The sequence below is a fragment of the Enterobacter sp. ODB01 genome (genome assembly GCF_001623605.1).
Classification (GTDB): Bacteria; Pseudomonadota; Gammaproteobacteria; order Enterobacterales; family Enterobacteriaceae; genus Enterobacter; species Enterobacter kobei.
In genome coordinates this window covers 765791-788165 of the sequence record NZ_CP015227.1, presented here as the reverse complement: position 1 = coordinate 788165, position 22375 = coordinate 765791, and the positions used below count along the sequence as shown (strand labels likewise).

Below are 22375 nucleotides of genomic sequence, written 5' to 3'. Positions count from 1 at the left end.
CTCCTTAGACGATCGGATTGTGGACGGTGACGAGCTTGGAGCCGTCCGGGAAGGTGGCCTCCACCTGAATATCCGGGATCATCTCCGGTACGCCCTCCATTACCTGGTCGCGCGTCAGAACGTGACGACCCGCTTCCATCAGCGAGGCGACGGTTTCGCCATCGCGCGCGCCTTCCATAATAAAGGCGCTGATCAGCGCGACCGATTCTGGATAATTGAGCTTAACCCCGCGCGCAAGGCGGCGTTCGGCAACCAGCGCGGCGGTGAACAGCAACAGCTTGTCTTTTTCTCTGGGGGTCAGTTCCATAACGTTTCTCTTATGTCTGCCAGATACGCGGCGAACAGGCATTTTTAGGGGTGAGAAGCGGGCGAAGCGACTGCCAGATGTCGCGCATCACCCGCTGGCAAATCAGGTTATCGTGGGAGAGGAAACGCACCGACAGCAGATCGTCGGTAAGCGTTGCACCTGCATAATTTCCCAGCGGTGCGAGGCGCTCGCGGACCGTATCAAGATGCGTTTCCCCGGCCGGATAGAACAGCAGCGTGCCGAGCCACGGATGTCCGGCAACGGGCGCAAGATCGCCGTCGCTCAGGTGCTGGCGCTCAATCAGGCGCGGTTCATCGTCCACCCAGACCTCAAGGCGGCTCTCCAGCGTGCCGTGGCTGAAGGTTTCACCGATTACCGGGCGACCCAGGCAATACAACTCCCACGCCAGCAGCGTGCTGGAGCCCTTCAGGTGGAAGACGGAGCGCAGTGCGGCATTGGCACCGGGAAAGAGGATGGTATCCTGCGGCAGCCACTCCAGCGTGGATCCATCATCGAGATAAAAGTGTTGATTCAGACAGGCCTGCGGGCCGCTGCTGCGATAGAACTTACTGGCGCCGGGCATGGTGATAAGCGCGTGGCTTTTGGCGTCCAGCCGAACGGAAATGTCCAGCGTATCGCCGCCCACAATGCCGCCGGGCGGATGCAGTAAATAGAGGTGACAGGTTTCCCCTTCGGGATAAAACGGGCGTTGAACGGTGAGCGGCCCGACGTGGTGGGCGGCGTGCAGGAGGGTTTTCTCAGGGGTGTGACAAAACAGCAGGGCAAGCGATGCCTGCCAGCCTTTATACGTATTATCAGTGACCTGAGCTGCTAACATGCTGCATCCATTTCCACACCATCGGGATACGTTTCAGTATGCCCTGGCGGAAATGAAGGCTGTCATATGAGTCGCTTATGGATACGTTTTCTGCTGCCGGCGTTGCGCGTTTTACTCCGGATCTTTTTTCTTTCGCTTGAGCTTCGTCCAGATTTTGGTCTCCTGACGACGCCACAGACGCTGAATATTATCGTGATGACGCAGCAGGATCAGGCAGGAGAGCATTGACACCGGGAAGGTGAACTGGGGTTTGAACCACCAGACGTAAAACGGGGCAATGAGCGCGCTGACGATGGCGCCGAGCGAGGAATAACCGCTCAGCAAGATGGTGAGCAGCCAGGTGCCCGCCATTACGCCGGTAAGATCCCAGCCGATAGGGGCGATAGCGCCAAAGGCGGTTGCAACGCCTTTACCACCTTTAAAACCGAAGAAAACGGGCCAGATGTGGCCGACGCAGGCCGCAATCGCAATGAGCCCCAGCCAGAACGGCGTGACGCCCAGCGCATAAGCGCCCCAGACGGGTAGCATCCCTTTCAGAACATCAAAAATCAAAACCGCTACGGCTGCTCCCTTGCCGCCAATTCTAAGTACGTTGGTCGCTCCCGGATTCCCGGAACCACTTTCACGCGGGTCAGGTAACCCGGCAATGCGGCAGACCAGAATGGCGCTGGAGATTGAGCCGCAAAGATAGGCGAGGAGGATCATTCCAGGCGCGATTGCACTCATAACGCTGTTCCGTTTTGAAAATGTATCTGTATTCTCAGCATCTGTGGATAATACGCATAATTCGCCGGAAGTGGTATCCGGTTTAGCCAAAAAGCAGGCAGGTCGTGATGGATATTGTATTTATAGAGCAACTTTCGGTAATCACCACAATTGGTGTTTACGACTGGGAACAGACCATCGAGCAGAAGTTAGTGTTCGATATCGAAATGGGCTGGGATAACCGCAAGTCAGCAAAAAGCGATGATGTGAATGACTGTCTGAGCTACGCCGACATCAGTGAAACGGTCATCGGCCATGTGGAAGGACAGCGTTTTGCGCTGGTGGAACGTGTGGCGGAAGAGGTGGCGGAACTGCTGCTGACCAAATTCAACTCACCGTGGGTGCGCATCAAGCTGAGCAAGCCGGGAGCGGTAGCGCGTGCGGCCAATGTGGGCGTGATTATCGAGCGTGGCACAAATCTGAAAGGCAAGATTTAACGTCATAATTGCTAAACCATTTTAGGTTATATCGGTCTTATAGCTGTATCTTTCACGGGAGCCGTTGGGGTGACCGTTTTTTTTATATCTTTTTAGGGGTTTATAGATGAGCGATATGCACTCGCTGCTGGTGGCGGCAATACTGGGTGTGGTCGAAGGATTGACGGAGTTTTTGCCAGTTTCCAGTACGGGCCATATGATTATCGTTGGCCATCTGCTGGGCTTTGAAGGCGATACCGCAAAGACGTTTGAAGTCGTCATTCAGCTCGGTTCTATTCTGGCGGTGGTCGTGATGTTCTGGCGTCGCCTGTTTGGCCTGATCGGCATCCACTTTGGCCGTCTGCCGCAGCGTGAAGGCGAAGGCTCGGGGCGCCTGACGCTCATTCATATTCTGCTCGGGATGATCCCCGCAGTGGTGCTGGGCCTGGTTTTCCACGATGCCATCAAATCGCTGTTTAACCCTATTAACGTGATGTACGCGCTGGTGGTCGGTGGCTTCCTGCTGATTGCTGCCGAAGTGCTGAAGCCTAAAACCCCGCGTGCGGAAGGGCTGGACGATATGACGTATCGTCAGGCATTTATCATTGGCTGCTTCCAGTGTCTGGCGCTGTGGCCGGGCTTCTCCCGTTCTGGGGCAACGATTTCCGGCGGGATGTTGATGGGCGTGAGCCGTTACGCGGCGTCGGAGTTCTCGTTCCTGCTGGCGGTGCCAATGATGATGGGCGCCACCGCGCTGGATCTCTACAAAAGCATTGGCTTCCTGACCACGGGTGACATTCCGATGTTTGCCGTGGGCTTTGTCACCGCCTTTATCGTGGCGCTGATTGCCATCAAAACCTTCCTGCAGCTGATTAAGCGTATCTCGTTCATTCCGTTCGCGATCTACCGCTTTATTGTCGCGGCTGCCGTTTACGTGGTCTTCTTCTGATGACCCACTGCCCTCAGTCTTTCGGCTGAGGGCAACGTTTTTCCTTCCACGCCGTTACGGCCTCAATTCGCCGTTTCGTCAGCTCTTCACGAATTTCCGGGCCTTTAAATCCTGCCTCGACAACGTCTTTCGTCGGCATCGCTTTTGCCACAATCCACGCTTCGCGCAGCAGTCGCCCCTGAGGGTAATCGGATGCTTCAAACCCGGTGCGGCCGCGAACGTCGGCTTCGCTGGTGAGTGCGATCTGCTCCACGCGCTGCGGCTTGCGCCAGGCGTCGATATTATCGAACAGCTTCACGATAGTGGCGGGTTTCAGGATCGGGAAGGTGTGGATCAGGTCGTGGAATTCAGCGACCAGTTTTGCCAGGTCACGGATCTCATTCGGCACGCGCAGGCGCTGACAAAGCCCTTCTACCAGCTTTACGCCTGCCGGGCCGTGACCATGATGCCGTGGCCAGAATTCTTTCGGCGTTAAGCCTTTGCCGAGATCGTGGCAGAGGGTGGAAAAACGCACGTCTACTTCAGGACTGAGCATGGCCGCCATGCTCAGCGTCATCAGCGTGTGCACACCGGTATCAATTTCCGGATGCCATTTTGCCGGCGCGGGTACGCCAAACAGCGCGTCGATTTCAGGGAACAGCACCTTTAGTGCGCCGCAGTCACGCAGGACCTGGAAAAAGACCTGTGGGTTGCGGGTGGTCAGGGCATTTTCCGTCTCTTTCCAGACGCGCTCCGGCGTCAGGTGTTCTAATTCGCCCGCCTCGGTCATGGCCGTCATCAGCGCCATCGTCTCATCCGCAATGCGGAAGCTCAGATGGGCGTAACGCGCGGCAAAGCGCGCCACGCGCAGAACGCGGAGCGGATCTTCAGAAAATGCCGGGGAGACGTGACGTAAAAGACGGTTGCGCAGGTCATCCCGCCCGCCGTAGGCATCGATGATTTGGCCGTTTTCGTCCTGTGCCAGGGCGTTAATGGTGAGATCGCGGCGCAGCAAATCCTGCTCCAGCGTCACGTCCGGCGCGGCGTAGCAGGTGAAACCCGTATAGCCGGAGCCGGATTTCCGTTCGGTACGCGCCAGAGCGTACTCTTCGCGGCTTTGCGGATGAAGAAACACGGGAAAATCGCGGCCTACCTGCTGGTAGCCCGCGTCGAGCATCTCTTCCGGGGTGGCGCCAACGACGACCCAGTCTTTATCTTTGACCGGCAGACCTAACAACGCATCACGTACCGCACCACCGACCAGATAACTCTTCACGCCCAACTCTCCCGTTTTCTCTTTTCCAGAATGATACGTAAGTCTGGCAGAGAAGACGAATTAGTTCATCCAGCGGTCTTTACGCTTGCGGCTTGGGATAAGATGCGGCAGGACCAGACCCAGCACCAGACCCACGCCCAGCACGCCGCCGCCATACATAAACCACTGCATGATGATGGTGCGCTGCTTGTCATCAAGCTGCAGATTCGCGGCGTTTACCTTTTTCTGCGCGACGATCAGCTCGTTTTTGAGTTTTTGATTCTCTTCTTTCAGACCGTTAATCACGCTGTCGCTCTGTGCCACTTTCTGCTGCATCTCTGCGGTGCGTTGGTTCCAGGTACCGTCGATGTTGTTCAGCTTGTCGGTCAGGGTCTTCACCTGGTTTTCCAGATCCGGAACGCGCGTGCGCAGGCTTGGTACGGTGCTCAGCTCTTTCAGCGGGATCCAGGAAGTACGACCGGTACTGTCGCGAACCTGACCATAGTTGGTGTCCGCGTTGGTCTGTAACAGGGTGACTTCCTCGCCGGCATTCACCGTGCCCACGAGGCGATAATTATCTCCGGGGCCACTGCGTACCCAGGTGTTCAGTTCGTCAGAAACGTAACGCTTCTCTTCAGCGTGCACTGCGGTTGCGGCGCTAAAAGCGAGTAAAGTAAGTCCAATCAGGCGTAATTTAAGCATCATTAGTCGTTATTTTCATAAATAGTGGAACGATAGTAGTGGCAACAGTGTCTCTACGCAAAGCATTCGTCAGCAATCAGAATCATCTGTGTCACGACTCTACACATTTACGCCCGTCAAATTGCTCATTGCATGGCAATTTGGCGCAAAATACTATGTACTGACAAACAAATGGCGAGGAAGTTCGCCCTCATTGACGCGTCTGTGACGCCCGCAAAAGTACAAGGCTATGGCTCAGGAAATCGAATTAAAATTTATCGTCGAAAAAGACAGCGTTGACGCGCTCCGCCAGCATCTGCATACGCTCTCCGGCGAGCACCATGAACCCGTACAGTTGCTCAACATCTACTACGAAACGCCGGACAACTGGCTGCGTAGCCACGATATGGGGCTGCGCATCCGCGGCGCAAACGGGCGCTACGAGATGACGATGAAAATCGCCGGCCGCGTGGTCGGCGGTTTGCACCAGCGCCCGGAATACAATATCGACATCAGTAAGCCAGAACTTGAGCTGGATCGTTTCCCGGCGGAGGTCTGGCCGGAAGGTGAACGGCCTGCCACGCTGGCAGAGCAGGTACAGCCGCTGTTCAGCACCGATTTTTGCCGTGAGAAATGGCTGGTGACGGAAGGTAAGAGCCGCATTGAAATCGCGCTGGATTTAGGCGAAGTGAAGGCGGGTGAGTTCCAGGAGCCTATTTGCGAGCTGGAGCTGGAACTGCTGGAAGGGGATGCCAGCGACGTGCTGAAACTGGCGCGCAAGCTGGTGAGCCAGCCGGGTTTACGTCAGGGCAGCCTGAGTAAAGCGGCGCGCGGTTACCATTTGGCGGCCGGGAATGCGCCACGCCTGCTGAGAGAGACCCCGATTCTGCGTGTTGTTCCGAAGGCCAGCATTGAACAGGGCATGGAAGCGGCGCTGGAGCTGGCCCTCTCTCAATGGCAGTACCATGAGGAACTCTGGGCGCGTAACGTGAAAAATGCCAGCAAACAGGTGCTGGCCGCCATTGGGCTGGTGCGTCATGCCCTAGCACTGTTTGGCGGTATCGTACCGCGTAAAGCAAGTGCTCACTTACGTGACCTGCTGACCCAAACTGAAACGCTGATGCATTCCGATGTCTCCGCGCAAACGGTGATCTACAGCCCGCAAAACGCCGCGGCAAAACTGGCGCTGACCGAGTTTCTGGTGACGCGCGGCTGGCGCAGCTTCCTGGATGCAAAAGCGCAGACCAAAATCGCGGATAATTTTAAACGCTTCGCGGATATCCATCTTTCCCGTCACGCTGCCGAACTGAGAACGACCTTCGCACATCCGCTGGGTGACCAGTACGGCGATCAGCTTCCCCGTCTGGCGCGTAATATCGACAGCATGTTGCTGCTGTCGGGGGCGTATGAGGGCGTGAAGGCGCAGGCCTGGCTGGAAAACTGGCAGGGGCTCAAGCATGCCATTGAAACCCGTCAGCAGATTGAGATCGAGCATTTCCGCAACGAGGCCATTTCGCAGGATCCGTACTGGCTGCACAGCGGAAAACGTTAATTCTGGCAAGGAACCCCTGATATGCCGCTTTCTTCGCAGTTACAGCAGCACTGGCAGACCGTTTGCGAGCGTCTGCCCGAGTCTTTACCGGCGTCATCGTTAAGTGAGCAGGCCAAAAGCGTGCTCACGTTCAGTGATTTTGTTCAGGAAAGTGTGAGTGCCAACCCGGACTGGCTGGCAGAGCTGGAGAGCGCACCGCCGCAGGCGAACGAGTGGCGGCAGTATGCCAGCTTGCTGCAAGCCGCGCTGGCAGATGTGGCTGATGAAGCGACGCTGATGCGCGTTCTGCGTCAGTTCCGCCGCCGGGTGATGGTACGCATTGCCTGGGCGCAGTCGCTGGCGCTGGTGAGCGAAGAGAGTACGTTGCAGCAGTTGAGCGAGCTGGCGCAAACGCTGATCATCGCCGCGCGAGACTGGCTCTACGCCGCCTGCTGTAAAGAGTGGGGCACGCCGTGCAGTGAAGAAGGGGTTCCGCAGCCGCTGTTGATTCTGGGGATGGGGAAGCTGGGCGGTTGCGAGCTGAACTTCTCCTCAGATATCGACCTGATTTTTGCCTGGCCGGAAAACGGCTCGACGCGCGGCGGGCGCCGCGAGCTGGACAACGCCCAGTTCTTTACCCGCCTCGGCCAGCGTCTGATCAAGGCACTGGACCAGCCGACGCAGGACGGCTTTGTCTACCGCGTGGACATGCGCCTGCGCCCGTTTGGCGACAGCGGTCCACTGGTGCTGAGCTTTGCCGCGCTGGAGGATTATTACCAGGAACAGGGGCGCGACTGGGAGCGTTACGCAATGGTCAAAGCGCGGATCATGGGCGACAGCGACGACGCTTATGCTAACGAACTTCGCGCCATGCTGCGCCCGTTCGTTTTCCGCCGCTACATTGATTTTAGCGTGATCCAGTCCCTGCGTAATATGAAAGGGATGATTGCCCGCGAGGTCCGCCGCCGTGGGCTGAAGGACAATATTAAGCTCGGCGCGGGCGGCATTCGTGAAATTGAATTTATCGTTCAGGTCTTCCAGCTCATTCGCGGCGGGCGAGAGCCGTCGCTGCAGTCGCGCTCGCTTCTGCCGACGCTGAGCGCCATTGAGCAACTGCACCTGCTGCCGGACGGCGACGCGCAAACCCTGCGCGAAGCCTATCTTTTCCTGCGCCGTCTGGAAAATTTGCTGCAAAGCATCAATGACGAGCAGACGCAGACTTTGCCGGGCGATGAGCTGAACCGGGCGCGTCTGGCCTGGGGCATGGGTGCGGACGACTGGGCGGCACTGACCGAAACGCTGGACGCACACATGGCAGGCGTGCGCCGCATCTTTAACGATCTGATTGGCGACGATGAAAGTGAATCCCCGGATGATGCGCTCTCCGAGCACTGGCGCGAGCTGTGGCAGGATGCGCTCCAGGAAGATGACACCACGCCGGTGCTGACGCACTTAAGCGATGATGCCCGCCATCGTGTGGTGGCCTTAATTGCCGATTTCCGTCTCGAACTGAACAAACGCGCCATCGGGCCGCGCGGTCGTCAGGTGCTGGATCATCTGATGCCGCACCTGCTGAGCGAGGTCTGCTCGCGAGAAGACGCGCCGGTGCCGCTGTCGCGCATGATGCCGCTGCTGAGCGGGATTATCACGCGTACCACCTATCTTGAGCTATTGAGCGAGTTTCCGGGCGCGCTGAAGCACCTGATAACGCTCTGCGCCGCGTCGCCGATGGTGGCGAACAAGCTGGCGCGTTACCCGCTGCTGCTGGACGAACTGCTCGACCCGAACACGCTCTATCAGCCGACGGCGACGGATGCGTATCGTGACGAGCTGCGCCAGTATTTGCTGCGCGTGCCTGAAGAGGACGAAGAGCAACAGCTGGAGGCGCTGCGCCAGTTTAAACAGGCACAGATGCTGCGCGTGGCGGCGGCCGATATTGCCGGAACGCTGCCGGTGATGAAAGTGAGCGATCACTTAACCTGGCTTGCGGAAGCGATTATTGACGCGGTTGTTCATCAGGCGTGGGTGCAGATGGTGGCCCGCTACGGTCAGCCAAAACATCTGGCCGATCGAGAAGGGCGCGGCTTCGCGGTGGTGGGTTACGGCAAGCTCGGCGGCTGGGAGCTGGGATACAGCTCCGATCTGGATTTGATCTTCCTGCATGATTGCCCGGCGGACGTGATGACCGACGGCGAGCGCGAAATCGACGGGCGTCAGTTCTATCTGCGCCTGGCCCAGCGCATTATGCACCTGTTCAGCACCCGCACTTCGTCCGGCATTCTGTATGAAGTGGATGCGCGCCTGCGCCCGTCCGGCGCGGCGGGCATGCTGGTGACCTCAACGGAATCCTTCGCCGATTATCAGAAAAACGAAGCCTGGACGTGGGAGCATCAGGCGCTGGTGCGCGCCCGCGTGGTCTATGGCGATCCGCAGCTGCACGCGCAGTTCGATGCGATTCGCAAGGCGGTCATGACCACCCCGCGCGAGGGCAGTACCTTGCAGACCGAGGTGCGCGAGATGCGCGAGAAAATGCGCGCGCATCTGGGCAATAAGCATCGCGATCGCTTTGATATAAAAGCCGACGAGGGCGGTATTACCGATATTGAATTTATCACTCAGTATCTGGTGCTGCTGCACGCGCACAACAAGCCGAAGCTGACGCGCTGGTCGGATAACGTGCGCATTCTGGAACTGCTGGCGCAAAACGATATTATGGACGAGCAAGAGGCGCAGGCCTTAACCCGCGCCTACACCACGCTGCGCGATGAACTTCATCACCTGGCGTTGCAGGAGCAGCCGGGACATGTCGCGCTGGACTGTTTTGCCCCAGAGCGCGCCCAGGTGACGGCAAGCTGGCAGAAATGGCTGGTGGAGCCGTGCGTAACAAATCAAGTGTGATATTATCGCGCGCAAATTGTGAATCTTTCTGGAGTCAGGAATGAAAGTAACACTGCCAGAGTTTGAACGTGCTGGAGTAATGGTTGTCGGGGATGTGATGCTGGATCGCTACTGGTATGGGCCAACCAGCCGTATCTCTCCGGAAGCGCCGGTACCGGTGGTTAAGGTCGACACCATTGAAGAGCGTCCCGGCGGCGCGGCAAACGTGGCGATGAACATTGCCTCCCTGGGCGCGCAGTCGCGTCTGGTTGGCCTGACCGGCATCGACGATGCGGCGCGTGCGCTGAGCAAGTCGCTGGCGGACGTGAACGTGAAGTGCGACTTCGTTTCTGTTCCGACCCACCCAACGATTACCAAGCTGCGCGTGCTGTCGCGCAACCAGCAGCTGATCCGCCTCGACTTTGAAGAAGGGTTTGAAGGCGTTGATCCTGAGCCGCTGCACGAGCGCATTAACCAGGCGCTGGGTAATATCGGTGCGCTGGTGCTGTCCGACTACGCTAAAGGTGCGCTGGCGAGCGTGCAGACGATGATTCAGCTGGCGCGTAACGCTAACGTGCCGGTGCTGATTGACCCGAAAGGCACCGATTTTGAGCGCTATCGCGGCGCGACGCTGCTGACGCCAAACCTCTCTGAGTTCGAAGCGGTGGCGGGCAAGTGCAAAACCGAAGAAGAACTGGTTGAACGCGGCATGAAGATCATTGCTGACTTCGAGCTGTCTGCGCTGCTGGTGACCCGCTCCGAGCAGGGGATGACGCTGCTGCAGCCGGGCAAAGCGCCGCTGCATATGCCAACCCAGGCGCAGGAAGTGTACGACGTGACCGGTGCCGGTGATACGGTGATCGGCGTGCTGGCGGCGACGCTGGCAGCGGGTAACTCCCTGGAAGAGGCCTGCTACTTCGCGAACGCTGCGGCGGGTGTGGTCGTCGGCAAACTCGGGACCTCAACCGTTTCCCCTATCGAGCTGGAAAACGCGGTGCGCGGGCGTGCCGACACCGGTTTTGGCGTCATGACCGAAGACGAGCTGAAAGTGGCTGTTGCCGCTGCGCGTAAACGCGGCGAGAAAGTGGTGATGACCAACGGCGTGTTCGACATTCTTCATGCGGGTCACGTCTCTTATCTGGCGAATGCGCGCAAGCTGGGCGATCGTCTGATTGTGGCGGTCAACAGCGATGCGTCGACCAAACGTCTGAAAGGCGAAACACGTCCGGTGAACCCGCTGGAGCAGCGCATGATTGTGCTCGGCGCGCTGGAAGCGGTGGACTGGGTGGTGTCGTTTGAAGAAGATACCCCGCAGCGCCTGATTGCTGGCATTCTGCCGGACCTGCTGGTCAAAGGCGGTGATTACAAGCCGGAGCAAATCGCAGGTAGCGAAGAGGTCTGGGCCAACGGTGGTGAAGTGATGGTGCTCAACTTTGAGGACGGATGTTCAACCACCAACATCATCAGGAAGATCCAGAAAGACAGTCAGTAAAAAAACGGGCCAGTTGGCCCGTTTTTTTCATGTCGCGTGGCGGCTGCGCCGCGATCATGTAGGCCCGGTAAGCGAAGCGCCACCGGGCACAACAGGCCGCACTTATGCCTGATCATCCACCGGTGGAATCGCCGGTGCCGGCTTCACTTCATCCGGCGCGTTGCGGTTTTCCAGCTCGCTCAGACGCTGTTCCAGCAGCGCCAGCTTCTCGCGGGTGCGCAGCAGAACCTGCGTCTGCACGTCGAACTCTTCGCGGCTAACTAAATCAAGGCGAACCAACTGCGCCTGAAGCGTCTGGCGGATTTTCTTCTCAACGTCATCACCAAATTCACGAATGCCTTTTGGCATGGATTCATGAACCTGACGCGCAATTTGCTCAATTTTCTTTGGGTCAATCATTGTCGTTTCCCTTGATGGAAAGGTGTCAGTGTCCATTGTAGCGCGTCATGCCCGGGGTAAACAAAATTGTTTGATGCTTATGCATTGCCCAGCATAATCAATAGCGTTATAGTTATCTCGCTTATTCTCAGGGCGGGGCGAAATTCCCCACCGGCGGTAAATCAGCTTCACGCTGAAAGCCCGCGAGCGCTTTGGGTGACTACTCAAAGGTCAGCAGATCCGGTGTAATTCCGGGGCCGACGGTTAGAGTCCGGATGGGAGAGAGTAACGATCCAGTCGGGCATGGGCCCGCTCACGTTATCTTTTTGCCGCTTGTTGGCGCTCCTAAGACTGCCCTGATTCTGGTAACCATAATGTTAATGAGGTTTTTTTACCATGAATCAGACGCTACTTTCCTCTTTTGGCACTTCAATTCAACGTGTTGAACATGCACTGGATGCGCTGCGCGAAGGCCGCGGTGTGATGGTGCTTGACGATGAAAACCGTGAAAACGAAGGCGACATGATTTTCGCTGCCGAAAACATGACCGTTGAGCAGATGGCGCTGACCATCCGTCACGGTAGCGGCATCGTATGCCTGTGTATCAACGAAGAACGCCGCCAGCAGCTTGATCTGCCAATGATGGTTGAAAACAACACCAGCGCCTTCGGGACCGGTTTTACCGTGACCATTGAAGCCGCGCATGGCGTGACCACTGGTGTGTCGGCGGCTGACCGTTTGACCACCGTGCGTGCAGCCATTGCGGATGGGGCGAAACCCTCCGATCTGCACCGTCCTGGCCACGTCTTCCCGCTGCGTGCGCAGCCGGGCGGCGTGCTGACCCGTGGTGGTCATACCGAAGCGACTATCGATCTGGTGACCCTGGCAGGCTTTAAACCTGCTGGCGTGCTGTGTGAATTGACCAACGATGATGGCACCATGGCGCGCGCGCCGGAGTGCATTACCTTTGCGCGTCTGCACAACATGCCGGTAGTCACGATTGAAGATCTGGTGGAGTACCGCCAGGCGCACGAGCGCAAAGCCAGCTGAAACCGCTGATGTGAAAAAGCCGGGGAAACCCGGCTTTTTTGTGGCTAGTGGTAGTTAATTTTAAACAGCACCACCGTTTCGAACGGACCTGACTGAATGGCTTTTCCCGCGTCGGGGGAGAGCTCCGCGGTATAGGTTTGTTCATAGTTCAATGTACTCCCGGTGAAATCCGCATACTCTTCGTAGTGGTTGAAGGTATAAGGCTGGGTTCCATTGAGGATACGTAGCTTTAAGCCATTTCCAATCAACAGGGCAGTATCGTTTTCGGAGAGCGACTCCGTCGTGTAAAACGATGAGTCCATTTTAAAGCCATCTGAACACTGGGCGTCCTGCACTTTCGTGGTTTTAACCGTAAAGGTGCGGTTGCGCGTTTGCTGATTCACGATGTCGCGAGCACTGAAGGTACCGAAATCTATCTCCTGGTTCTCAGGATAAATACTGAAGGTTGCGCCGCAGTCGAGGACGGTAATATTTTCTAACCCGTTAATGTGGTACTTGAGGTTTTTTGCATCGGCCATCTGGTTAACCCCGCCTTTTCCGTCAAACTGCACCACGACGTAGTCCCCCAGCGAACTTTTGTAGCCATGCGGCGGAACGGCCTTAATACGAACGTAAAGGCGCAGTCGGGCAATGAACGTGCGCGTGGTGTGAATATCATTGGCATTGCCTGAGCATAGTCGGTTCTCCCACCCCATTTGCTTGATTTGTTCCGGGGTGTACATGGTGATGTTGTTATTATCAAGGCACTGGCGGGTATCTACGCCGTTTGGCTGCCCCGTCGCGTCATAATCCATGCCTTCATAGGTGACCCCCAGCTCGTAGTAAGGGTCGGAAGCGGCTGGATAGGGGTTGACCCAGGCATAGACGTCCTCTTTTTCGAAGCTGCCGGCCACATCGTGGTTACAGGTGACCGGGATTTTAATGTCGTCAGATTCCCAGATCTTTTGCCCCACCTGTGCATTGCTGGGGATAGCAAACGGACTGATCGTTTTTGTCTCTTCCACCGGGCCGCCCTGAGCGCCCAGATAGCAATCGAGCGCCAGCGCGGCTTTTAAGGGCAGCAGCGCCAGCAGCATCGCGATCAAAACATTAGTGAGCTTTCGCATCGCTTGTGGCCTTCGCATCCTTAAGTTGGCAGGTCGACGTCCCCTGACAGGTCGCGTCAAGCTTTCGCAGTGCGCCGTAATCGTCGATATAACCAATGCTGTAATAGCTGCCGTGATAGCCACCGGTGGTGACAGAGGCGCTGGCAAAGGGTGCCAGCATCAGGCTGTCAAAGCCGGGCAGCATGGTTTTACCATTTTTGCTTAGCCAGGCGAGGGTCAGGTAATAAGGTGTAGGGTTATGAATTGTCAGCCCTTTTGCCGTTGCCGTCACCTCCATGCGCATTTCAGAACGATCGCCTGCTTTTTTCACGATAGCCTTCGGGCGCCAGAACAGCTTGATACGGCTCTGCATGGCGACCTGCATGACGCTGCGATCATCGTCGAGGCTGGCGCTTTTTGGTGGCACTTCGCGCAGGTTGAAGTAGAAGAGCGATTCCCGATCTTTTGGCAGCGCGTTGTTGGCCGCCTGCTTCACGATCCTGACCTGGGATGACGATCCGGGTTCAATGCGCTGGATCGGAGGAAGCGCCATAAAGTGGCTGTCTTCCTTACGACCGTTTTCGTCTTCGATCCACGAGAGCGCAAGATAGGGGAGCGTTTTGCTCTGGTTATCGACCTTCAGGCTGCTGGCCTTGTCGGTTTCGGGAAAGACGATGCGGGTACGATCCAGATTAATGGCCGCCTGGCTGGAGAATGCTGTACCGATCAACATCAGGCACAGGCTTTTCAGTGGAGTGAGTTTCATCATAATTTACTGACACGGCAGCATAAGCTGCGAAAGGTTAGTGAGGTGTGAAGGTAGCGTGAAGCGACACTGGCTGGCGTCGCCCCAGGTTACCAGGAATTGCTGCTCGGGCTGTACGGCACCCAGCCAGACATGGCCCTCGTCGGCGACGATACCCACGTCTTTACCGCTATCCGCCATCTGGACGCGCGCGCCCAGCGGCGGCATGCCTGATGCGGTTCGCAGGATGCCCAGAACATCATTTCCCGCCCGGGTGGCGATCTGGCGGTAGCCGATGGCCCCTTCTGTCCAGGTCGAGGTCATGACGCGGTTATCCACGTCTACGCCTTCGGGGAGATCGTTCAGGTTGACCTGCACGCTCGACGGTGAGTAGCTGGAGAACGAAGGAAGCACCCCAATCCCGAAGGCGTTGGTCTGGTCCCGCGACATGTTTAGCGGAATATTGCTGATGCCGTCCGTGCTCACCATGACACGCGGTTCGTTGCCGTAGCTGCGGCGGTGCAGGGCCATGCCTTTTGCCGTACCGGTGAAGGACCCATTCCAGCTGGCGCTGAGGGAGCTGTAGTCATTCGCCTTATAACTTCCGGAAACGTTGAGATCGCCGAGCGGGGAGTAGTGCTGGTAGTTTCCGCTGAACTGCGCGCCTGCATCGGTCTGCTGACTTTCGGTACCGGCAGAAACGCCCCAGGTGTTGTTCTTGTCAGAGGTGTCGTACCAAGAGAGGGTCTGGCTCAGGTTGTCGCTGTTGCGCAAGTCATAGCTGAGGCGATGGTCAGGATCCAGCGGCACGCTGAGAGACAGGTAGAACTGATTGTCGTCCTCGCGATCTTCATAGTGGGTTTTGCTGAACGATGCCGAAACGCCAAGGTTTTTCCAGCGGCCCAGATCGAAGTTATACCCCGCGGTCAGGCTGCCCGTATTGGATGGCGCTTCGTCCCACCAGGTTTGCCGGAGCAGGCTAAGGTAGAGATTGAGTGACAGCGCGGGAATGTACTGGCTGGCCGTGATGCTAAACGTCTGTTTTTCCGACTGGCTGTCATTATTTTCGCTGTCCAGGAAGCGTGCGTAGCTGAGGAACTGCGGGTCGGAGTAGCGGTAGCTGGCCAGGGTAAGCTGGCTTCCCGTGGTATCAAAGCGTTTGCTGTAGTTGAAGCGATAGCTGTAACCCGTCTGAGAGGGCTTGTTCGGGAGCTGGCTGGTCGCCTGAGTCACATCGAAGGAGAGGGCCCCGATCAGCGCGAGGTTTTGCCCGATGCCCGCTGCGATGGAGCGATAATTATCGCCATCGGCGAGCGTGCCGCCGTACAGTGAGGTATTGGAGAACAGGCCCCACGAGAACTCGCCGCTCATAAAGGCACTGTCTTCAAGGGCATGCGATGCATCTTCGCGGGGTTTGCCCACGGCAAGCTTGTAGCGAACCTGGCCCTTGCGCGTCAGGAAGGGCACGGAGGCGGCGGACACCTGAAACGTGCTCACGCGGCCATCGTCTTCGGTAATTTTAACGTCCAGCGTGCCCTGGACGGATTGGTTCAAATCCTGAATGACAAACGGGCCGGGTGGCACCTTAGTTTGATAAATCACGCGGTCGGCGAGACTCACCGTGACGGTGGCATTAGTTTGCGCAATCCCGGCGATTTGCGGTGCATAGCCGCGAAGAGACCAGGGCAGCATGCGCTCATCGCTGATCAGCGACGCCCCGGTATAGGTAAAGGCATCAAAGATAGCGGACTGAAAGTCTGTCTCACCCAGCGTCAGTTTCGCGCCAAGCGTCGGCAGAGGACGGAACATATAGACGCGTGAGAAGCGGCCGTTATGGGTTGACCCTCCCTCGGCATGCGTTTGATTGTACTGATAATCGCTACGTAGCCGCCATGCACCCAGGTTGGCACCTGCGGTACCGTAGGCGTTCGCGTTATCCGTGCTGCTACCTTCCTGCGGCTGATAATGGCTGGCAAAGAGGTTGTAGTCCAGCAGCACGCCGGCCACGCCGTTGTCCCAGGTGGAGGGGGGCATCCAGTCGTTCGGACGAAATTGCATCATGGCCTGAGGTACGGTGACGTGCAGCGTTTGGGTTGATTGCTCGAAGCGGAATTTAATATCCGCCTGCGGGGTAAAATCCACGCAGCCCTGTTTAAGCGTTAGGGTCTGACGAATAGTGTCCTGCAAGCCAAAGGTGTCTGCCAGTTCTGCGGGAATACAGACTTCGGCTTTGTTATCAACCTCTTTCCAGGTCAGTTCCCAGCCGTTTGCCAGTGGAATATCGTTGATCGCGACGGTGACAAAATAACGTCCTGGCGTAACGGACGTCTCTTCTTTAAAGCGAGAAAGATCAATGCCCGACCTTAAATCTTTATCGATAGCATTAATATTAAATTCAGTGGCAGAGGCGGCGTGCGCAAGCAAGATGGCAGTAATGATGATTATCGATTGTGATTTATTTTTCATCATTCTGTTACTCGAATAAATAAAAAAGCCGACTGGTAAACATCACCAGTCGGTATAACGGATCATGTTTAATCGTTATTTATACATCAGCACATAGTTGGCGTTAGCTTCAACCTGGCCCGCGGTGGCAGTGGTACCTGTTGGCACTTCCATGCGCGCTTTAAAGTGCAGCGTCTGGGTGTCTGAATTAGGCAGCAGATCCACCGTTTTTGCCGAGCCAAGGGTGATGTTTGCTTCGTCGTTGTCCAGCAGACGGACACCGACGTTTTCAGCACCGCTTGCATAGGTGTTGCTCAGAAGGCTGGTATCTGATGCGTAGGTGGCGGTGCTGCTGAACGTCACTTCCACTTTGGTTATTGGCGTCGCCGTCTCATCGTCGGGATCTGACAGAACGCAGTTCTGCAGGTTAATATCTACCGCTACGGGGGTGGACTTCTTGTTTGCATTGATGACGGCGGTGGTCACTTCGCCGAGATCCACCTCTTTATCAACGCTGTCTGGTGCAATGCTGCAAGGCGCGTCAATAACAACGCCTTTAAATTTAATTTTCCCGGAGCCCTGATCGGCGGCAAATGCTGAACCAGAGACAATTGTTGCCATCGCAACGGCTAACAGTGCTTTTTTACCTGCATGCATGAAAATATCCTTTTCCAATGAATTCATACTCTGAATATTAATTTTCAGAAAATTACCATGAGATTATACCTGTGAAAAAAGAGTGAGTGCGATTAATTGCTCTTAAAAATAAATGTAGTCAACATTAAAATATAATCTGAAGTGATCTTTAGTATCGGATTAACAGCGAAAAATGGATTTTTCAGTCGCGTGAAACAATGGTCATATTAGCGATAATAATGTCTTATTTAAAAGTTGACTTTCAGGAAATAAATAAATGTAAAAATACGTGTAAAAAAAAGAGACTATCAGTGAGTACTATTTTTTCATTGAATTTATTAATTTTTAGTATGTTTGCCACCGCCGATGCCTGCTGCCTGGCGCAGAACCAGGCTCAATCCCATCGCTGATATTCATCTTTTCTTATGTTGTTCCGGATGTTCAAATTTCCTGATGATGATCTTCATGCTTATCTGCGTTCATCTGCGCCAGATTGCGCGTAATGTAGCACCATTAAATTAACACCTTCTGTAAGGATATCATCATGACTTCTTCCCGTATGCCCGCCCTGTTTATAGGCCACGGAAGCCCAATGAATGTTCTCGAAGACAACGTCTATACCCGCGCCTGGCGTCAGCTGGGGGAAACGTTGCCGCGGCCGAAAGCGATTGTGGTGGTATCTGCACACTGGTTCACCCGGGGAACGGGCGTGACCGCCATGGAAACGCCAAAAACCATACATGATTTTGGCGGCTTCCCGCAGGCCCTTTATGACACGCACTATCCGGCACCGGGCTCGCCTGCACTGGCAGAGCGTCTGGTCGAACTGCTGGCGCCTGTTCCTGTAGCGCTGGATAAAGAGGCCTGGGGCTTTGACCACGGCTCGTGGGGCGTGCTGATTAAAATGTATCCTGATGCGGATATTCCGATGGTGCAGCTCAGCATCGACAGCACCAAACCGGCAGCCTGGCATCTGGAAATGGGGCGTAAGCTGGCGACTCTGCGTGACGAAGGCATCATGCTGGTGGCGAGCGGCAACGTGGTGCATAACCTGCGCACGGCACGCTGGCACGGTGAAAATACGCCGTACCCGTGGGCTACTGCTTTCAACGATTACGTGAAAGCCAATCTGACCTGGCAGGGGCCGGGTGAAGAGCACCCGTTAGTGAACTATCTGGATCACGAAGGCGGTTCGCTCTCTAACCCGACGCCGGAACACTTCCTGCCGCTGCTGTACGTTCTTGGCGCGTGGGATGGTCAGGAGCCGGTGACACTCCCGGTCGATGGTATTGAGATGGGTAGTTTGAGTATGCTGTCGGTGCAGGTAGGGTGAAAACATGCCCGGTGGCGCTACGCTTACCGGGCCTACAAAACCGTAGGCCGGGTCAGGCGAAGCCGCCACCCGGCAGATCTTACTCTACAAAAATATGCGGATAGAACCGTGACAGATCCTGCGTGATAAGCGCGCGATCTTCGCGAATGCCAATCCCGGCGGGCTGGTCGTTAATCAGCCAGCTGCCAATCAGCGTATAGCTGTCGCCAAACTTCGGCAGTTGATAGAATGCCTGGACGATCATCCCTTCTTCGCCGTACGGTCCTTCAACCGCTTCCACCGTTTTGCCGTTTTCGATAATCGACACGTTCGCGCCTTCGCGGGAGAAAATCGGCTTAACGACGTATTTCTCCATCGGCGGGAAATCATCTTCTGCAAAATACGCTGGCAGCAGGTTTGGGTGGTTCGGGAACATTTCCCACAGCATCGGCAGCAGAGCTTTGTTAGAGATAATGCTTTTCCATGCCGGCTCCAGCCAGCGCACGCCCGCATCTTCCAGCTTGGTGGAGAACATTTCGCGCAGCATGTATTCCCACGGATAGAGCTTGAAGAGGTTGCTGATCACCTGATCCTGCATATCCGTAAACTGACCTTTTTCTCCCAAACCGATATCTTCGATATAAAGGAATTCAGTCGCCACGTCGGCTTCGGCGGCACAGTCCTGCAGATACTGCACCGTTCCACGGTCTTCTTCCGTATCGCGGCAGCAGGCGAGGTGCAGCAGGTTGAAGCCAAACTGCTCGCGCAGCTCGGCGAAACGCGCGATAAGCTTCTCCTGCAGGCTGTTAAACTGGTCGCTGCCTGCCGGCAGGTTTCCGGCGTTCATCTGATCTTCCAGCCAAATCCACTGGAAGAATGCCGCCTCGTACAGAGAGGTTGGCGTATCCGCGTTGTTTTCCAGAAGCTTAGGCTCACCCACGCCGTCCCATGCCAGATCGAGGCGAGAGTAGAGCGAAGGCTGATTCGTTTTCCATGACTGACGAACAAAGCTCCAGGTGTGCTTTGGAATGCGGAATTTGGTCATCAGCTCGTCGCTGTCGATGACTTTCTCCACCACCTTTAGGCACATCTGGTGCAGTTCTGCGGTCACGTCTTCAAGCTTTTCCACCTGAGCGAGCGTGAGCTTGTAGTAAGCATCTTCACACCAGTACGGTTCCCCGTACATGGTGTGGAAGTTAAACCCGTACTCGGTCGCTTTTTCGCGCCAGTCCGGGCGTTCGGTAATACTGACTCGTTCCATGATCAGCCGCCCATTGAGCGACTAGAGGTGCCTGACGCACTGCGCTGCATGCTGGTCTGTTTCGCCACAGACTCACCAAACCCACCGCGAGTGATGGTGTTGGTGGTCGCAGGTTTCGGCGCCATTGCGGTTTTCGGAACGGTCACGGTACGGCCCGGGGTTGCTGCGCCGTAGCCTTTGCCGCTGGCATCGGTATATTGACCATAGGCCGGGCTGGCCGGGTTTTTCGAGCTAAACAGCGGCTGCTGCTGGTAACCCGCGCCGCCACCCATCAGGCGGCCCATCATGTAACCTGCCATTAATGGCATCCAGAAGCTGCCGCTGGACTGCGCCTGCGCCTGATTTTCCGGCGCCATACCTGCCTGAGCTGGCGTCTGCTGGCACTGGCCTTCACCAAACTCCGCCACACAGTCTTCACGTGAGGCATACTTCGGCGCAGTGCGTTCCGCTTCTTTCAGCGCGTTGGTGTACGCCGTCTTACATTCTGCGGCCTGACCGGTTGCAGCGGAACAGTCATCTGCGTTTTGATACAGCGAAACCGTTTCGTCGTTTTTCTCACAGCCTGCCAGCATAAAGACAGCCGTAACCGCCAGCGCAACGGGAGTGAGGTGGCGCGCATTCCAGCTTTTGCGGAACGACGCGTGATTAATCGTTTTTGTCCGTTTCATATTTGTCTTCCAGGACCCAGTGGTAATAACGCTCAGGATAGAGGATGAGTGGTTGAAAATGAAGCGAAGAGAGGCGGAATCAGGGGGATCTTTACGTTGGCTTACGTTCGGGTGTGATTTTGCGCCGGGTGGCGCTTCGCTTACCCGGCCTACGATTAAGTAGGCCCGATAAGCGAAGCGCCATCGGGCAATGCTTAATGACGGAACGGGTTAGAACCGCTGCTTGCGGGGGCCGTGCTACGCGCGGCGGCTGGCTGTGCCGCAGGGGTGCTACCGTTAGCGTTGAAGTTATCAACGGCGGCAACCTGATCCGGGTTCTCAGGCGCGACGCTTTCTGGCGACGTTGAAACCGGTTTGCCCAACGTGCTGTTCAGCATCTGCAGATCCTGCTCGTTCAGCGTACCCAGAGCCTGTTTGATGTTCAGCTGGTTAATCAGGTACTGGTAACGTGCGCTGGAGAGCTGCTGTTTCGCGTTGTACAACGTGGTGGTCGCGTCGAGCACGTCAACAATCGTACGTGTACCCACGGAGTAACCGGCTTCCATCGCATCCAGGGAGCTCTGTGCAGACACCACGGCCTGTTTATAGGCGTTGATGCTGCTGATAGAGGCGTTCACGTTGTTGAAGGAAGAGCGAACGGTCTGCACCACGTTGCGGTGCGCGCTTTCCAGCTGCTCGCTCGCGCCAACAAAGTTGTACTGCGCCTGTTTCACCTGCGAGTTAACCTGACCCCCCTGGTACAGCGGCAGGGAGAAGCTCAGGCCCACTTTGTTCTGGCCCATATTGCTGTCGTCATACTGTGACGTATTGGTTTTAGAGCCGCTGTAGCTGGTATCAGAGACGCCGGTAGACGCGCTCAGGCTCAGGGTTGGCAGGTGACCGTCCTGCGCCTGACGAATTTGCTCGCGGGCCAGATCCTGGCTCAGACGCGCCTGCAGCAAGCTCAGGTTGCGGTTTTCCGCCTCTTTCAGCAGCGCGTTAACCGCCTGCGGTTTATCCGTCTTAAAGCTGTCCACGTTCAGAGAGGCCAGCTCAGGATAGTAATTGCCGGTGACCTGACGCAGCGCTTCCAGCGCGTTGTCGAGGTTGTTACGCGCGGTCACTTCGTTAGCCAGCACGGTGTCGTACTGTGAACGGGCGTTCTGTACGTCGGTGATCGCCACCAGACCCACGTTGAAGCGCTGGGTGGTTTGATCCAACTGACGGTAAATCGCCTGTTTCTGCGCTTCAGTGTAGGAGAGCGCGTCGATGGCGCTCAGCACGTTGAAATACGCGGTGGCCGTGTTCAGGATCAGCGTCTGCTGATCGGTCTGATAGGTGACGTCCTGAATACCCGCGCTCTTTTCCTGCAGGGTCAGGGCACGCCATTTGGACATATCAAACAGCGTCTGTGTTAATTGCAGTGAGGCGCTGGTAGCATTGGAGTTAACGCCGTTAGCGTCGCGGAAACCGTTGCTGTAGGTATAATCTGCACCTAAACCTAACTGCGGCAGCAGTGGGCTACGCGCTTCGTTAATCTTTTCAAACGCAGCATCACGATCGGCCGCTGATTTACGTAAATCAGGGTTGCCCAGACGTGCCTGCTGGTAGACCTGTAACAGGTTTTCCGCCTGGCTCATTGCACTGAAGCCCGTCAGGCTCAGGCCGATAAGGATGGGGAGCAATTTCTTCATTTGCATTCCTTGTTGTGAAGCAGTATTAGCGC

General features: G+C 56.3%; 20 protein-coding genes and 1 riboswitch. Of the genes, 7 read left to right on the top strand and 13 right to left on the bottom strand.

The window, feature by feature from the left end; all coding sequences use genetic code 11:
• Positions 1–4: 4 nt before the first annotated feature.
• From A4308_RS03720 to plsY, 3 genes are all read right to left on the bottom strand, one after another.
• Positions 5–307: an urease subunit gamma gene (locus tag A4308_RS03720; RefSeq protein ID WP_003862556.1), complete on the bottom strand. Its 303-nt coding sequence runs from the start codon at positions 305–307 to the stop codon at positions 5–7.
• Positions 308–317: 10 nt separating this feature from the next.
• Positions 318–1145, bottom strand: a complete 828-nt coding sequence (locus A4308_RS03715) for an urease accessory protein UreD (protein ID WP_045281431.1) — start codon at positions 1143–1145, stop codon at positions 318–320.
• 111 nt (positions 1146–1256) lie between these two features.
• Positions 1257–1871: a glycerol-3-phosphate 1-O-acyltransferase PlsY gene (plsY, locus tag A4308_RS03710; protein WP_014833311.1), complete on the bottom strand. Its 615-nt coding sequence runs from the start codon at positions 1869–1871 to the stop codon at positions 1257–1259.
• A 107-nt stretch (positions 1872–1978) separates the two neighbouring features.
• Here plsY and folB point away from each other — a divergent pair, with 107 nt between their 5' ends.
• Positions 1979–2347, top strand: a complete 369-nt coding sequence (gene folB / locus A4308_RS03705; RefSeq protein ID WP_014885275.1) for a bifunctional dihydroneopterin aldolase/7,8-dihydroneopterin epimerase — start codon at positions 1979–1981, stop codon at positions 2345–2347.
• A 106-nt stretch (positions 2348–2453) separates the two neighbouring features.
• Positions 2454–3275, top strand: a complete 822-nt coding sequence (gene bacA / locus A4308_RS03700; protein WP_014885274.1) for an undecaprenyl-diphosphate phosphatase — start codon at positions 2454–2456, stop codon at positions 3273–3275.
• A 13-nt stretch (positions 3276–3288) separates the two neighbouring features.
• Here the strand turns inward: bacA and A4308_RS03695 are convergent, their stop codons facing one another.
• Both A4308_RS03695 and A4308_RS03690 read right to left on the bottom strand, forming a co-directional pair.
• Positions 3289–4530, bottom strand: a complete 1242-nt coding sequence (locus tag A4308_RS03695) for a multifunctional CCA addition/repair protein (protein WP_045281452.1) — start codon at positions 4528–4530, stop codon at positions 3289–3291.
• Positions 4531–4590: 60 nt separating this feature from the next.
• Entirely contained in the window at positions 4591–5211 is a 621-nt protein-coding gene (locus A4308_RS03690) for a TIGR04211 family SH3 domain-containing protein (protein ID WP_014885272.1), read from the bottom strand.
• Between the two features lie 229 nt (positions 5212–5440).
• On the opposite strand from A4308_RS03690, the gene A4308_RS03685 reads away from it, so the two are divergent.
• From A4308_RS03685 to hldE, 3 genes are read left to right on the top strand one after another with little or no spacing between them, the layout of a single operon-like run.
• Positions 5441–6742 carry a CYTH domain-containing protein gene (locus A4308_RS03685; RefSeq protein WP_014885271.1) on the top strand — a complete coding sequence of 434 codons (1302 nt, stop codon included), beginning with the start codon at positions 5441–5443 and terminating at the stop codon, positions 6740–6742.
• Between the two features lie 21 nt (positions 6743–6763).
• A complete protein-coding gene (gene glnE / locus A4308_RS03680; RefSeq protein WP_045281432.1) occupies positions 6764–9619 on the top strand; it encodes a bifunctional [glutamate--ammonia ligase]-adenylyl-L-tyrosine phosphorylase/[glutamate--ammonia-ligase] adenylyltransferase in 2856 nt (951 codons plus the stop codon).
• A 40-nt stretch (positions 9620–9659) separates the two neighbouring features.
• Positions 9660–11090 carry a bifunctional D-glycero-beta-D-manno-heptose-7-phosphate kinase/D-glycero-beta-D-manno-heptose 1-phosphate adenylyltransferase HldE gene (gene hldE / locus A4308_RS03675; RefSeq protein WP_014885269.1) on the top strand — a complete coding sequence of 477 codons (1431 nt, stop codon included), beginning with the start codon at positions 9660–9662 and terminating at the stop codon, positions 11088–11090.
• A 102-nt stretch (positions 11091–11192) separates the two neighbouring features.
• Here the strand turns inward: hldE and ubiK are convergent, their stop codons facing one another.
• Complete coding sequence (ubiK, locus tag A4308_RS03670; RefSeq protein ID WP_045281433.1) at positions 11193–11489, bottom strand: ubiquinone biosynthesis accessory factor UbiK; 297 nt, start codon at positions 11487–11489, stop codon at positions 11193–11195.
• A gap of 119 nt (positions 11490–11608) precedes the next feature.
• Positions 11609–11759: riboswitch (FMN riboswitch) on the top strand.
• A gap of 105 nt (positions 11760–11864) precedes the next feature.
• Here ubiK and ribB point away from each other — a divergent pair.
• The gene (gene ribB / locus A4308_RS03665) at positions 11865–12518 is read left to right on the top strand and encodes a 3,4-dihydroxy-2-butanone-4-phosphate synthase (RefSeq protein ID WP_014885267.1); all 654 of its coding nucleotides are present in this window, start codon (positions 11865–11867) and stop codon (positions 12516–12518) included.
• Positions 12519–12562: 44 nt separating this feature from the next.
• Here the strand turns inward: ribB and A4308_RS03660 are convergent, their stop codons facing one another.
• From A4308_RS03660 to A4308_RS03645, 4 genes are all read right to left on the bottom strand, one after another.
• On the bottom strand, positions 12563–13624 hold the full coding sequence (locus A4308_RS03660) for a type 1 fimbrial protein (protein WP_014885266.1): 1062 nt from the start codon (positions 13622–13624) through the stop codon (positions 12563–12565).
• Entirely contained in the window at positions 13608–14369 is a 762-nt protein-coding gene (locus A4308_RS03655) for a fimbrial biogenesis chaperone (protein WP_045281434.1), read from the bottom strand. Before A4308_RS03655 ends, A4308_RS03660 begins: the two co-directional genes overlap by 17 nt.
• A 6-nt stretch (positions 14370–14375) precedes the next feature.
• Positions 14376–16814, bottom strand: a complete 2439-nt coding sequence (locus A4308_RS03650) for a fimbria/pilus outer membrane usher protein (RefSeq protein ID WP_045281435.1) — start codon at positions 16812–16814, stop codon at positions 14376–14378.
• A gap of 75 nt (positions 16815–16889) precedes the next feature.
• Entirely contained in the window at positions 16890–17450 is a 561-nt protein-coding gene (locus A4308_RS03645; RefSeq protein ID WP_014885263.1) for a fimbrial protein, read from the bottom strand.
• Between the two features lie 523 nt (positions 17451–17973).
• Here A4308_RS03645 and ygiD point away from each other — a divergent pair.
• The gene (ygiD, locus tag A4308_RS03640) at positions 17974–18762 is read left to right on the top strand and encodes a 4,5-DOPA dioxygenase extradiol (RefSeq protein WP_014885262.1); all 789 of its coding nucleotides are present in this window, start codon (positions 17974–17976) and stop codon (positions 18760–18762) included.
• Between the two features lie 79 nt (positions 18763–18841).
• On the opposite strand, the gene A4308_RS03635 is transcribed toward ygiD, so the two are convergent.
• The 3 genes from A4308_RS03635 to tolC form a co-directional block, all read right to left on the bottom strand.
• Entirely contained in the window at positions 18842–20002 is a 1161-nt protein-coding gene (locus A4308_RS03635) for a glutathionylspermidine synthase family protein (RefSeq protein ID WP_023337808.1), read from the bottom strand.
• 2 nt (positions 20003–20004) lie between these two features.
• Positions 20005–20670, bottom strand: a complete 666-nt coding sequence (locus A4308_RS03630; protein WP_014885260.1) for a DUF1190 family protein — start codon at positions 20668–20670, stop codon at positions 20005–20007.
• Between the two features lie 194 nt (positions 20671–20864).
• Positions 20865–22349: an outer membrane channel protein TolC gene (tolC, locus tag A4308_RS03625; protein ID WP_086527700.1), complete on the bottom strand. Its 1485-nt coding sequence runs from the start codon at positions 22347–22349 to the stop codon at positions 20865–20867.
• Between the last annotated feature and the right edge of the window lie 26 nt (positions 22350–22375).